Origin of the sequence: Pseudomonas sp. RGM 3321 (genome assembly GCF_022836805.1) — a bacterium.
Classification (GTDB): Bacteria; Pseudomonadota; Gammaproteobacteria; order Pseudomonadales; family Pseudomonadaceae; genus Aquipseudomonas.
Window position 1 is genome coordinate 175,979 of the sequence record NZ_JALHBH010000117.1, and the last position, 14,037, is coordinate 190,015.

General features: G+C 58.3%; 8 protein-coding genes and 2 pseudogenes. 5 read left to right on the top strand and 5 right to left on the bottom strand.

Annotated features, from left to right (window positions below):
- Nucleotides 1-150: 150 nt before the first annotated feature.
- The 5 genes and pseudogenes from kdgD to RGM3321_RS21090 all read right to left on the bottom strand — a co-directional run bounded on the left by kdgD (nt 151) and on the right by RGM3321_RS21090 (nt 5,844).
- Entirely contained in the window at nt 151-1,062 is a 912-nt protein-coding gene (kdgD, locus tag RGM3321_RS21070) for a 5-dehydro-4-deoxyglucarate dehydratase (RefSeq protein ID WP_005745319.1), read from the bottom strand.
- Nucleotides 1,063-1,357: 295 nt separating this feature from the next.
- On the bottom strand, nt 1,358-2,107 hold the full coding sequence (locus tag RGM3321_RS21075) for a FadR/GntR family transcriptional regulator (RefSeq protein WP_002555183.1): 750 nt from the start codon (nt 2,105-2,107) through the stop codon (nt 1,358-1,360).
- 98 nt (nt 2,108-2,205) lie between these two features.
- Nucleotides 2,206-3,935: pseudogene (locus RGM3321_RS21080) on the bottom strand (ABC transporter ATP-binding protein/permease).
- Nucleotides 3,936-4,024: 89 nt separating this feature from the next.
- On the bottom strand, nt 4,025-4,588 hold the full coding sequence (locus RGM3321_RS21085; RefSeq protein WP_002555185.1) for a response regulator transcription factor: 564 nt from the start codon (nt 4,586-4,588) through the stop codon (nt 4,025-4,027).
- Nucleotides 4,585-5,844 (bottom strand): ATP-binding protein, encoded by a 1,260-nt coding sequence (locus tag RGM3321_RS21090; RefSeq protein WP_244394684.1) that lies wholly within the window; start codon nt 5,842-5,844, stop codon nt 4,585-4,587. The genes RGM3321_RS21085 and RGM3321_RS21090 overlap by 4 nt, the downstream gene beginning before the upstream one ends.
- A gap of 192 nt (nt 5,845-6,036) precedes the next feature.
- Here RGM3321_RS21090 and RGM3321_RS21095 point away from each other — a divergent pair, with 192 nt between their 5' ends.
- The 5 genes and pseudogenes from RGM3321_RS21095 (at nt 6,037) to RGM3321_RS21115 (ending at nt 14,026) form a co-directional block, all read left to right on the top strand.
- Complete coding sequence (locus RGM3321_RS21095; protein ID WP_244394685.1) at nt 6,037-6,750, top strand: SIMPL domain-containing protein; 714 nt, start codon at nt 6,037-6,039, stop codon at nt 6,748-6,750.
- A gap of 205 nt (nt 6,751-6,955) precedes the next feature.
- Nucleotides 6,956-8,511: pseudogene (locus RGM3321_RS21100) on the top strand (HET-C-related protein).
- Nucleotides 8,512-8,607: 96 nt separating this feature from the next.
- The gene (locus RGM3321_RS21105) at nt 8,608-10,215 is read left to right on the top strand and encodes an ABC transporter substrate-binding protein (protein ID WP_244394686.1); all 1,608 of its coding nucleotides are present in this window, start codon (nt 8,608-8,610) and stop codon (nt 10,213-10,215) included.
- A 256-nt stretch (nt 10,216-10,471) separates the two neighbouring features.
- Nucleotides 10,472-12,100: an ABC transporter substrate-binding protein gene (locus RGM3321_RS21110; protein WP_244394687.1), complete on the top strand. Its 1,629-nt coding sequence runs from the start codon at nt 10,472-10,474 to the stop codon at nt 12,098-12,100.
- Between the two features lie 333 nt (nt 12,101-12,433).
- Nucleotides 12,434-14,026 (top strand): ABC transporter substrate-binding protein, encoded by a 1,593-nt coding sequence (locus tag RGM3321_RS21115; RefSeq protein ID WP_244394688.1) that lies wholly within the window; start codon nt 12,434-12,436, stop codon nt 14,024-14,026.
- Nucleotides 14,027-14,037: the final 11 nt, after the last annotated feature.

Below are 14,037 nucleotides of genomic sequence, written 5' to 3' on the forward strand. Positions count from 1 at the left end.
CTGATTATTTTTTTACGCGGGTAAAGCTGTTTTTGGGTGTCGCATTACAGGCCCCTTGGCAGTGTCGCGGCGACGACAGCTACCACCTGTAAGGGTGATGCATTCCAACGACAAAACCGCTGATCGCTCAGCGGTTACGTCCTTGGGGTGTTATTGCTTGCCTTGCTTGTCCATCAAGGCGGCGAGCATGTCGCACTCGTCCGGGGTCAGATCGGTCAATGGCGCACGCACCGGGCCTGCGTCGTAGCCGGCGATTTTTGCGCCTGCCTTGACGATGCTCACGGCGTAACCGGCCTTGCGGTTGCGGATTTCCAGATACGGCAGGAAGAAATCGTCGATGTACTTGCCGACGGCTTCGTGATCGTCACGGGCGATGGCGTGGTAGAAGTCCATTGCCAGTTTCGGCACGAAGTTGAAGACCGCAGATGAATAGACCGGCACGCCCAGCGCCTTGTAGGCAGCGGCATAGACTTCAGCGGTCGGCAGGCCGCCCAGGTACGAGAAGCGGTCGCCGAGACGGCGGCGGATCGAGACCATCAGCTCGATATCACCCAGACCGTCCTTGTAACCGATCAGGTTCGGGCAACGCTCGGCCAGTTGCTCCAGCAGGGTTGGCGTCAGGCGGCAGACGTTACGGTTGTAGACAACCACACCGATCTTCACCGACTTGCACACCGCCTCAACGTGGGCGGCAACACCGTCCTGGCTGGCTTCGGTCAGGTAATGCGGCAGCAGCAACAGACCTTTGGCGCCCAGACGCTCGGCTTCCTGAGCGTACTCGATGGCCTGACGGGTCGGACCACCTACACCGGCCAGGATTGGCACGCTGGTGGCGCAGGTGTCGACGGCAGTCTTGATGATTTCGGAGTATTCGCTGGCGGCCAGGGAGAAAAACTCACCTGTACCACCTGCAGCGAACAGAGCGCTGGCGCCGTACGGTGCCAGCCACTCGAGGCGTTTGATGTAGCCCGCGCGATGGAAGTCGCCCTGAGCGTTGAAATCGGTAACCGGGAAAGACAGCAGACCGGATGAGAGGATGGACTTCAGTTCTTGTGGATTCATTATTCGAACACCCTGGAGGACATAATTGTTAGAAGATCACCGGGTCAGTGCCGATGTCGTAAGTCATCGTACAACCGATAATAAAATCACTCAACAGGGATTTTCGGGTTTTTTAGAGGGAGGGGGCGGGAGCCGGTTTTGACTCCCGTGATGCCGCGCAGATTTGTGACGCAGAGCGTCACGAAAGGCATTCCCACGCTGGAATGCGCGGAAAGATAACCTCAATCCACCTAACCTATCGTGCGACGCTCCGCGTCGCATGCAGTTCTGGATGCTCTGCGTCCTCTTTTAATCCTCAAGCACGCTGCGATTCAGCCTCTTCATGCGCGTGGCGCAGGCGTTCGCGGCTGTTGGTCAGGTGCAGGCGCATGGCGGCGCGGGCCGCATCGGAGTCCTGACGGGCGATGGCGTCGAAGATTTCCTCGTGCTCGCGGCTCAGGCGGTCCATGTAATGCTGCTGATCATCATGAGCCAGACGCGCAGAGTTCAACCGTGTGCGCGGGATGATGCTGGTGCCTAGATGGGTCATGATGTCCGTGAAATAGCGATTGCCGGTAGATAGCGCAATCTGCAGGTGGAACTGGAAGTCAGACGCCACCGCATCCGTGGCGTGTGCGGCACTTTCATTGAGTGCGTCCAGCGCCGAACGCATCGCTGCCAGTTGCTCGTCACTGCGTCGCTGGGCTGCCAGCCCGGCCGACTCGACTTCCAGGCTGATACGCAATTCGAGAATCGCCAGCACATCACGCAGAGTGACAATGGTCGCCGGATCGATCCGGAATCCACTGGGGCTTGGCGTATCGAGAACGAAAGTGCCGATCCCGTGACGGGTCTCGACCAGACCGGACGCCTGCAGGCGCGAAATCGCCTCGCGCACCACGGTCCGGCTGACGCCCTGCTCTTCCATGATTGCGGATTCGGTAGGCAATTTGTCGCCACGCTTGAGCTGACCGCTGCGAATTCGCTCGGACAGCTCAGTCACCAACTCCTGCGCTAGGCTGCGGTGTTTTCTACGGGCGCGGGGCGGAGCGCTTTGATTTTCCATCCAACATCGATCTCTGGACTGCTAAACATGGGCTAATCATAGCTCAGCGGTTGTATGATCACACCCTCAAAAGCGCCACCCGCCCAATAGCGTCAACCTCAAACCGCTGCAGGTGTCGGTCGCTCGAGCAGTTTTGCGTCCTCGATACGCACATGCCGACCATGAAAGCGTTTGAGGCTACTGCGGTGTCCGATACTGACCAGCGTCAGACCGGGCAGGCCATCAATGATTGCGCGGTGCATGGCAGCCTCGTCATCCTCATCCATGGCCGAGGTGGCCTCATCCATAAACAGCCAGCTCGGCGCGACCAGCAAGGCGCGAGCAAACGCCACTCGCTGCTGCTCGCCGGGCGACAGAAAGCGTTGCCAGTGATTGCTTTCATCCAGTCGCGGTATCAGGTGCTCCAGGCGACACTGGTTCAGCACCTCTGCAAAGCGTTCTGCCGGGTAGCGCTGCGCAGGTTGTGGATAACTCATTGCCTCACGCAAGGTGCCGATGGGCAGATAAGGCCGTTGCGGCAGGAACAGCGCCGTCCCTGTGGGCACACTAATCTGGCCCGAGCCGTGCGGCCATAGACCACCGAGAGCTTTCAACAACGAGCTTTTGCCACTGCCCGAGCGACCACTGAGCATCACTCGCTCTCCCGGACCGATATGCAGATTGGCGTCGCTCAAAAGTTGACGCCCCCCTGCGAGGCTCAATTCCAGGTCACGCAGGTCCAGCGTGTCGTTAGCGTTAACCCTTTCAATGGCGGGTTGCTGCGCTTCATGATCAGTCATGGCCTGGCGGAAGCTCAGCAGACGGTCACACGTGGCGCGCCATGAGGCTAGCGTGCTGTAGGCGCTGATGAACCAACTGAAGTTCTCCTGCACGTTGCCGAATGCCGAATTGATCTGCATCAGATCACCCAACTCGATCTTGCCCGAAAAATACCGCGGCGCAGCCACGATGAAAGGAAAGATCAGGGCAATCTGCGAATAACCTGATGTGAAGAATGTCAGCCGCTTCTGGACTTTCATGGATGCCCGGAAGTTATTCCAGATCATCATGAAGCGCCCGCTGAGGCGCTGGTTTTCATTACGCTCGCCCTCGGACAAGGCAATGCTTTCGGCGTTTTCCCGTACGCGCACCAAGGCAAAACGCAGGTCCGCCTCAAAGCGCTCCTGTTGGTTGTTCAACGGGATCAGGCGCTTGCCGATCCAGTGCGTCAACAGGCTGCCGATAAGCGCATAAAGCAAGGCCGCCCAGAACATATAGCCGGGTATGGTGACCCCGAACAGTTCGATGCTGCCCGACACGCCCCAGAGAATGACCGAGAACGAAACAAGACTGACGACCGCGCTCATCAGGCCAAGCCCGAGGCTGAGGGTGCTGGTGGTGAACTCGTTGAGGTCTTCGGACAGACGCTGGTCAGGGTTGTCGGTGTACCCGCCCTGCTCCAGGTGATAGTAGTTTTTGTCTGCGAGCCAACGGGCGAAGTGCTGTTCAGTCAGCGACGCCAGCGGATGGTCAGCAACTGAGTCAGGTACAGACGATAGACCGCCGCCAGAATGGCAATCGCAGCGATCCCGCTGAAGTACAGGATCAGGTGGGTGAAGGCAGCCAGGTCCTTATTCTGCAGCGCGTTGTAAAAATCTCGATACCAACTGTTGAAGAAGACCGACACTTGTACGCTGAACAGCGACAGCGCAATTACCGAAACCAGCAACAGCCAGGCAGTGGCCTTTTCCTCACTCCGCCAATACGGCGTGATCAGCTTCCACACGCGGCGTAGAAACGCCCCTTTCACAGTGTCGTTGACGGCAGAATATTCAGCATTGCGATTCATGTGGGTCAGGCTCGCTCTCTTTGAAAGTACGATGCCTGAGCACAATGACGCAAAAAAACGCCTACACGACCACTATGAAAAAACCTTCATTAACGCCGCACCGGACGCTTCTGCAACTTGCGCTGCAAGGTCCGGCGGTGCATGCCTAGCGCCCGGGCTGTAGCGGAAATATTGCCCTCGTGCTCGGTCAGCACGCGCTGGATGTGCTCCCACTGCAAGCGATCCACCGACATCGGATTCTCGGGGACCAGCGTGTCGAGGTTGGCGTGTTCGGAGAGCAGAGCCGCCAGTACATCATCGGCATCAGCCGGTTTGCACAGGTAATTGCACGCGCCGCGCTTGATGGCTTCGACTGCCGTGGCGATGCTCGAATACCCGGTGAGGATCACCACACGCATGTCCGGGTCCATTTCGAGCAGTTTGGGCAGTAGCACCAGCCCTGAATCGCCATCCATTTTCAGGTCCAGCGCGGCGTATTCAGGAATGTCCTGCTGCGCCAGCGCCAGGCCTTCCTCGGCTGAACCTGCGGTGCTCACCCGAAAACCACGACGGCTCATGGCCCTCGCCATTACACGGGTGAACGTCGCGTCGTCATCGACCAGCAACAGGTGCGGCAGCTCTTCGCCTTCGACCTGGATGTCTTCGTCACTCATGCTTCTTCTCCTCGCGTATCTCGGGGCAGGCGCAGCTCGGTGAGCGTACCGCCTTCTTCATGACTGTAGAGCTTTACCGAGCCACCCGCACGGGTGACGCTGGCCTTGCTCAGAAACAGACCCAGGCCGAAACCTTTGCCCTTGGTAGTAAAGAACGGCTTGCCGATCTGTTCGGCAATCGCCAGCGGCACACCTGCGCCGTGGTCGCGAATACTGATACAGACTTCTGCGCTGTCCCAGTTCAGGTTGACTTCAAGGCCATCGGGGCAGGCGTCGGCCGCGTTGTTGAGCAGGTTGAGCAGCGCCTGGGTCAGGTCCGGCGGCGGTGCCAGCATCGGCGCTTCGCCCTTGCCTAACTGATAGAAACGGTAACTCACTTCCGGGCGCATCAGATGCCAGCGGTTGAGGGACTCATCCAGCCAGCGGGTGGCGAGCTGTTGCTCCACGGCCATGCGCCGGTTCGCTTCGGCGGCACGCACCAGTTGCTGAAGGGTCTGCTTGCACTGCTTGACCTGCTCCTGCAACACCGACAGGTCCTCCTGCAATGCAGGGTCACTGTGGTCCTGGCGCATTTCCTTGAGCAGCACGCTCATGGTCGCCAGTGGAGTGCCCAGTTCATGGGCCGCGCCTGCGGCCTGGGTCGCGACGGCAAGCAACTGTTGATCGCGCAAGCCCTCCTCCCGGCGCTCGGCACGCAACTGCTCCTGGCGACGCAGCTCTTCGGCCATCTTTGCCGCGAAAAAGGTGATGACGGAAGCCGCCAACGCAAAACTCAGCCACATGCCGTAGACCTGCATGTTTTCCCGGGCAATGGAGTCGGTTTCCAGTGGGTAGGAACGCACCATCAGCAAGGTGTACATGGTCAGCGCAAAGCCGGACAGGATCAGCGAGTAACGCCACGGCAGTGTGGCGGCGGCAATGGTCAGCGGCACCAGATAATAAGAAACGAACGGGTTGGCCGAACCGCCCGAGTAGTACAGCAACGCACTATGGATCAGCAGGTCCAGCGCCAGTTGCAAGGCGTACTCAAGCTCGGTGAGCGGCAGCGAGGTGCGCAGACGAATGACAGTCAGCCCGCACAGCACCAGCGAGCAGCCCAGGGTGATCGACAGTTGCAGCCACGGCAGTGGCAGAAAATCGAACAGCCAAGCCATACCCACCGAGCCAGCTTGCGCGGCCAGCACCAGAATACGGATGAATGTCAGGCGCCACAGGTTTTGACGTGTGGCTGAAAGCATTTGAACGGGGGCGAGCATGAGCTCTCCTGATGAGTGCTCCAGGCGGATCACAGCAAGTATAACCAAGCGAGAGGCAAAACTGGAAAAGTGCGTCAACGCACCGCACACCGGAGCAGCCGGGCATCGCAGGAACCGGGCCAAAGCGCTACAGTCAGAACACTTTGCGCCGAGCGACATGTGTCGCAGGCCGTTTGATAACAAGGAGCTTTCATGTTCAATCTTCGCCCTGCTGCCACGCTTGTCGCGCTGGCCGCTGCCCTGTCCAGCCTGCCGGCCCTGGCTGAAGAAGCCCGTTATAACCAGATTTCCTTGCGTGCCGAGGTCAATCAGGAAGTCCAGCGCGACCTGATGCTCGTCACCCTTTATACCGAAGCGCAGGACAGCGACCCGGCCAAACTGGCGGCACAGATCACTGAAACCCTGAACAAGGCGCTGGGCCAGGCGCGGCAGGTCAAGGATGTGAAGACCCGTCAGGGTAGCCGCAACAGCTATCCGGTTTACGACGACAAAGGGCAGAAGATCACCGGCTGGCGTGAACGCGCCGAACTGCGTCTGGAAAGTGCAGACTTTGCGGTGCTTTCGAAACTGACCGGCGAGCTGCTGACGGATCTGAAAATGGGCGGCATGGACTTCTCTATCTCGCCATCGACCCGCAAAACCAGCGAAGACGCCCTGCTCAAGGACGCCGTGACTGCGTTCAAGGCCCGAGCGCAACTGGTTACCGAAGCCTTGGGCGGCACCGGCTACAAGCTGGTCAATCTGAACCTGAACACCTCGGGCTACCCGCAGCCGTATCTGCGCGCACCGGTGATGATGATGGCAAAATCTTCGCGTGAAGACGCAGCGCCGACGCCCGATGTCGAGGCAGGAACCAGCCAGGTCAGCGTCGCGGCCGATGGCGTGATTGAAGTCGCGATTCCCTGAATCATGAGGCGGCGGTTTCGGCTGTCGCCATTTTCTACACCCTGCGCCCTTTGGCACCCGCCTGCGCGTCGGCAACCTCCTACGTTTGCTGACGTATCGCCCGATTGGCGACAGCCTCGCCGACCACGAAACTAGCCACTCACCTAACGCACACCGCCCTGACCGAGCGATACGGCCAGCGCGCCTTATATTCAAGGAATCAAGGATGAATCCACCGGATAGCATTTCCGAACGCTTGGCTGTTGCCGATGATCTGGATATAGACAGCGAGCCGCTTCCCACACCATTAGCGTTTGAAGCAGGGAAAGGCGACGAACACAAGCACACTCATGGCGCTATCGAGGCAATACTCGAATCTGCAGGCTTCAGACCTGACGAGATCCGCGCCATCTATTTCGGCAACTGGCTGCGCGACTATTCGCAACTGCTCGACCCGAAAATCGTCCGGGCGACGACCATGTCGAAAAGCTTCCCCGACCTGCTGTCCCGCGAAGCCCTGACCCGCATCGTGGACGTGCTGGCAGTGAAGGAATTCACCGACCTGATGCAGATCGACCGCTCGCGCTTTGTCGTGACACCTCAGCGACTCGGCGTCTATCGGCCTGATCAACACATCGACAACCCCAAGGCCATCAACCCCAAACCTGCCCACCCCAAAGAGCGCGACGCCGACTTCGATGACTGGGTACTGCCCGACGACCCCGCATTACAAGTCGATCATGAGACCTCGATGAAACGCTACATCCGGCGCTCCGCGGACATTATGACCGCAGGCCTGGAGTCAGCCATAAAGGCCGGTCCGCAATCCACTGACGGCCTGCGGGACATCGGAGCGGCGCTGCATATTCTCGAGGACTTCTTCGCCCACTCCAACTTCGTCGAGTTGAGCCTGATCAAACTCGGCCATACCCACGTGCTGCCCTGGACGTCCAGGGCAGACTGCAAGCATCAACTGCCACTGGTGACCGGCACGTTCGGCGGCAGCGATATCATCGCCAGCCTCGCAGAACCGCTTGCCCGGATTCTGTTCTCACCAGACGACAAACCGTTTGAAGCGTTCAAGGCTGGAGAGCGTTACGAGCGCGACCAGATTATCCAGATCATCCTCGGCGAGCATCCCGATCAGCGTCTGCTTGAGAGTTACGAAGCCTTCCTCGAAGCGCGTGATCAATGGGCCAGTCAGCCGTTCTCCGAACAGGTCGAACAGTTCTATTCTATGCATTTATCGGAACGCCTGGGCGATTGCTCGGCAATGCTTTTGGTATCGCTATGCAAAGCCTGGCTGTGTGGCTGGGTAACAGCGTTGATGACATGCAGACCCTGCTTGATGAAGATCCCAATACCAGTGGCTCGACCGACCCGTCACATTCGCAACTGGCCAAGGATCACGCGCAACACCCATTGCATGCGCTCGCCGCAGACCTCGCCAGAAAAGCGGTGCTTCAGACGGGCCAGGCCGTTCTGGGCCAATGGCAAGGAAAAGCAGATGCCGAGCATCCGGCCTATGTTGCCGCAAGGTTTTTCACTCACCCGATGGACAGCGACTGGCAAGACAGCATGGTTCACGAGTGGGCCGAGGCCAACCCCGAAGAGGTCAAGCGCGCAGCACTCAAAAGCGAGCTGGACCAGACCCGGACTCAATTGCAGAGCAGCGCGAAGAAAGATCTGCAGCGTTTCAGCGAGGACAGCAGCAACTTTCTGAGCGTTTTTTTCGAAAGTACTTCGTTGGCGGACTTGTGGACGAGGATTACCGGCAAGTAAGCGTATTGTCCGACCCCGACCAAGTACGGCACTATCCGTTGTCTACCTGACTGTCAATTTTAAAGCACGGTTACTGCCGTACCACGCGAGGGATCCATGGGACACACACTCTTCAAACCGCTGCTGCTGACCTCCGCCCTGCTGGCGTGCGCACCACTGGCCCAGGCGGCGAGCACACTGGTGTACTGCTCCGAAGCCAGCCCGGCCGGTTTCGACCCCAGTCAGTACACCAGTGGCACCGACTTCGATGCCTCGGCCGAAACCGTCTTCAACCGCCTGACCCAATTCAAGCGTGGCGGCACGGAAGTAGAGCCAGGCCTGGCCACGCGCTGGGACGTCTCGCCGGATGGCCTGACCTACACGTTTCATCTGCGAGACGGCGTGAAGTTCCACACCACGGACTACTTCACCCCTACTCGCACATTCAACGCAGATGACGTGCTGTTCACGTTCAACCGCCTGCTCGACGCCAACCACCCGTTCCGCAAAGCCTACCCGTCCGAGTCGCCCTACTTCACTGACATGGGCCTGAACACAACGATCAAGAGCGTCGAGAAAGTCGACCCGCTGACCGTCAAGTTCACCCTGAACAACATTGACGCTGCGTTCGTGCAGAATCTGGCCATGAGCTTCGCCTCTATCCAGTCCGCCGAATACGCAGACAAATTGCTCAAGGAAGGCAAGGCCGAGGACTTGAACCAGAAGCCGATCGGCACTGGCCCGTTCGTCTTCAAACGCTACCAGAAAGACTCGCAGATTCGTTACGCGGGCAACACCGAGTACTGGAAGCCCGAGGACGTGAAGATCGACAATCTGATCTTCTCGATCAGCAGCGATGCCGCAGTGCGCATGCAGAAGCTCAAGGCTGGCGAATGCCAGGTCAGCGGCTATCCGCGTCCGCAGGACATCGAAGAAATGAAAAAGGACCCGAAACTCAAGGTCCTCAGCCAGCCGGGCTTCAACCTGGGGTTCCTTGCCTACAACGTTACCCATGCGCCACTTGACCAGCTCAAGGTGCGCCAGGCGCTGGACATGGCTATCGATAAACCGGCGATTATCAAAGCGGTTTACCAGAGCGCCGGTCAACTGGCCGAAAATGCCCTGCCGCCAGGTCAATGGAGCTATGACCCGACGATCAAGGATGCCCCTCACGACCTGACCAAGGCAAAGCAACTGCTCAAGGAAGCAGGCGTGGCGCCGGGCACGAAAATCGATCTGTGGGCAATGACAGTCCAGCGCGCCTCGAACCCCAACGCGCGCATGTCGGCACAGATGATCCAGTCCGACTGGGAAAAGATCGGTATCAAGGCCAACATCGTCAGCTATGAGTGGGGCGAATACATCAAGCGCGCCAAGGCCGGCGAGCATGACGCAATGATCTACGGCTGGACCGGTGACAACGGCGACCCCGACAACTGGCTAGGTGTGCTGTACAGCTGTGCAGCCGTCAAAGGCAGCAACTACGCCAAGTGGTGTGACCCGGCCTACGACAAGCTGGTGCAGCAGGCCAAGCTGACCAGCAACCGTGACGAGCGCATCAAGCTCTATCAGCAGGCCCAGCACATTCTCAAGCAGCAGGTGCCGATCACCCCGATTGCCAACTCGAAGGTTTTTCAGCCAATGCGCCAGGAAGTGCAGGACTTCAAGATCAGCCCATTCGGCCTGACACCCTTCTATGGTGTCAGCCTGGGAACAGTGAAGTAACAACATGGCTCCAACCGGGTGCATTTTTCTCACCCGGTTGCGCCTTAACGGTGCGCGAAACGTTTCAAAAAACGACACGCAAACGATCAACCGGGTCGAAAATTACACTTTCGCGACATTCCTGTACGATCGTGCCACTCTTTGTCGCTTCTTTGGCGTCACTGTCTTGCTTTGGGTATGGCCCCTGCATAAGTATCGGACGGATCGGCTCACGAGGTCGTTCCCTCTAATCAAAATGACAACAACTGAGGCAACCATGCTCAAACACGCGGTCATTCCGTTTCTGGTCGGCGCCAGCCTGCTCGCCAGTGCTCCTTTCGCTCACGCAGCTTCGAATCTGGTGTTCTGCTCCGAGGGCAGCCCTGCCGGATTCGATCCGGGTCAATACACCACAGGTACTGACTTCGACGCCGCAGCAGAGACCATTTTCAACCGCCTGAGCCAGTTTGAACGCGGCGGCACCGCCGTGGTGCCCGGCCTGGCAACCAAGTGGGACATCTCTGATGATGGCCTGACGTATACCTTCCACCTTCGCGAAGGCGTCAAGTTTCACACCACGCCGTACTTCAAGCCGACCCGTGAATTCAATGCCGATGACGTGCTGTTCACGTTCAATCGCATGATCGACAAGGACATGCCTTACCGCAAAGCGTATCCGACCGAATTCCCGTACTTCACTGATATGGGGATGGACACCAATATCAAGAAGATCGAAAAAGTCGACGACCACACCGTCAAGTTCACTCTTGGCAAAGTCGACGCTGCGTTCATCCAGAACATGGCCATGAGCTTTGCATCGATCCAGTCCGCTGAATATGCCGCCAAGCTGCTCAAGGAAGGCAAACCGGAGCTGATCAACCAGCAGCCGATCGGCACCGGCCCGTTTGTGTTCAAGAGCTACCAGAAAGACTCCAATATCCGTTACACCGGCAACAAGGACTATTGGAAGCCTGAGGACGTCAAGGTCGACAACCTGATCTTCGCCATCACCACCGATGCTTCGGTGCGCATGCAGAAGCTCAAGAAAAACGAATGCCAGATCACCGCCTACCCTCGTCCTGCCGACCTCGAACCACTCAAGGCCGACAAGAACCTGAAGATGCCCGATCAGGCGGGTTTCAACCTGGGTTACATCGCCTACAACGTGATGCCTCAGATCAAAGGTGAAGACCATCCAAACCCGCTGGCCCAACTGAAAGTGCGCCAGGCGCTGGACATGGCGGTCAACAAGCAGCAGATCATCGACTCGGTTTATCAGGGTGCAGGTCAATTGGCGGTCAACGCCATGCCACCGACCCAGTGGTCCTATGACACCACCATCAAGGACGCCAAGTACGATCCAGAGAAAGCTCGCGAGCTGCTCAAGGAAGCCGGTATCAAGGAAGGCACCGAAATCACCCTGTGGGCGATGCCGGTTCAGCGTCCTTACAACCCCAACGCCAAACTGATGGCCGAAATGCTCCAGTCAGACTGGAAGAAGATCGGTATCAACGCCAAAATCGTCAGCTACGAATGGGGCGAGTACATCAAGCGCGCCAAGAATGGCGAGAACGGCGCCATGCTGATTGGCTGGAGCGGTGACAATGGTGACCCGGACAACTGGCTCGGCACCCTGTTCGGCTGCGACGCGCTGAATGGCAACAACTTTGCAAAATGGTGCGACAAGCCGTTCGACGACCTGATCCACAAGGGAAAGGAGACGTCTGATCAGGCCAAGCGCACCGAACTGTACAAACAGGCGCAACACCTCCTGAAAGACGCAGTGCCGATGACGCCTATTGCGCACTCGACGGTCTATCAACCCATGCGCACCAGCGTACAGGACTTCAAGATCAGCCCGTTTGGCTTGAACTCCTTCTACGGCGTGAGCGTAACCGGGAAATAAAACCGGCGGCAGGCTGCGCCGCTCACCCGGCGCAGCCTGCCGTTCTACCTGAACATGAGCCCCGAGCAGTTGGTTGAAAATGTGTCGATATCGGCACTCTTCGACTATCACTAAGATATTTCCTACGCACTTTGCTGCCTGCGAGCCTATATACCGCGCGTCTTTGACGAATTACCGTCCTGAGGTCGCGGCAACTGGCAGGAAGCCAGCCGCTTCGTGGCCGTTGTAACTCAATGTGTGCGGACAGGTTGTTCGGAATTATTGTTCGGGCCAGCGCCTTTGGGCCAGTTAGACATTCGAGCTTCGGCTCGTCCTTTAAGGATAGGGATCATCATGCGTAAAACTCTTGCGATGACGTCGTGCCTGGGGCTGTTTGCACTGGCTCCGTTTGCCCAGGCGGCAAGCAATCTGGTGTTCTGCTCCGAAGCAAGTCCGGCTGGCTTCGACGGTGCGCAATACACTTCCTCCACTGATAACGATGCGTCAGAGCCGATCTACAACCGTCTGACCGAGTTCAAGCAGGGCGATACCAGCGTGGTGCCGGGGCTGGCTACTTCAGGGAATGTTTCGCAAGACGGTCTGACCTACACGTTTCATCTGCGCGAAGGTGTGAAGTTCCACAGCAACAAGAACTTCAAGCCCAGCCGCGATTTCAATGCCGACGACGTGCTGTTCACCTTTAACCGCATGCTCAACCCCGACCATCCGTTTCGCAAAGCCTACCCGACTGAATTCCCTTACTTCACCGGTATGGGCCTGAACAAGAAGATCAAGTCCATCGAGAAGACCGACCCACTGACCGTGGTGTTCACCCTCAATACGGTCGATGCGGCGTTCATCCAGAACATCGCGATGAACTTCGCCGGGATCCTGTCCGCCGAATACGCCGAACAACTGATGGCCAAGGGTGATGTACGCGACATCAACCAGCAACCGATTGGCACAGGGCCTTTCGTGTTCCAGCGCTATCAGAAAGACTCGCAGATTCGCTACAAGGGCAACAAGGAGTTCTGGGACCCGAGCCGGGTGAAAATCGACCAGTTGATTTTCGCCATCGTGACCGACGCCTCTGCCCGCATGCAGAAGCTCAAGGCCAACGAGTGCCAGGTCTCGGTCAACCCGCGTCCGGCAGACCTTGCCAGCCTCAAGGAAGACAAAAGCCTGCAGATCATCGAGAAGCCAGGCTTCAACCTCGGTTACATCTCCTACAACGTACGCCACGAGCCGCTAGGCAAGCTGGAAGTGCGCCAGGCGCTGGACATGGCCGTCAACAAGAAGGCAATCATCAACGCGGTTTATCAGGGCGCAGGGCAGCTGGCAGTCAATGCCATGCCGCCGACCCAGTGGTCCTACGATGACAGCATCAAGGACGCGCCCTACGACCCGGAAAAAGCCAAAACCCTGCTGCGCGCGGCTGGCGTCAAGGAAGGCACCGAACTGACTCTTTGGGCCATGCCGGTCCAGCGCCCTTACAACCCCAACGCCAAGCTGATGGCCGAGATGCTGCAGGCCGACTGGGCCAAGGTCGGCATCAAAGTGCGGATCGTCAGTTATGAATGGGGTGAATACCTCAAGCGCACCAAGAACGGCGAGCACGATATCTCGCTGATCGGCTGGACCGGCGACAACGGCGACCCGGACAACTGGCTGGGCACGCTGTACAGCTGCGCAGCCATTGGCGGTAACAACTACTCGATGTGGTGCGACGAAAAATACGACAAGCTGGTCAAGGCCGCCGTCGCTGTCACCGACCGCGAGCAGCGCACCGACCTGTACAAACAGGCGCAACGCTACCTCAAGGAACAGGTGCCGATCACCCCGATTGCCCACTCGACGGTCAATCAGCCGTTGCGCGCCGATGTCAGGGACTTCCACGTCAGCCCGTTTGGTCGCAACAACTTTTCAGGCGTCAGCATCGCCGACTGATCAGCAACCAC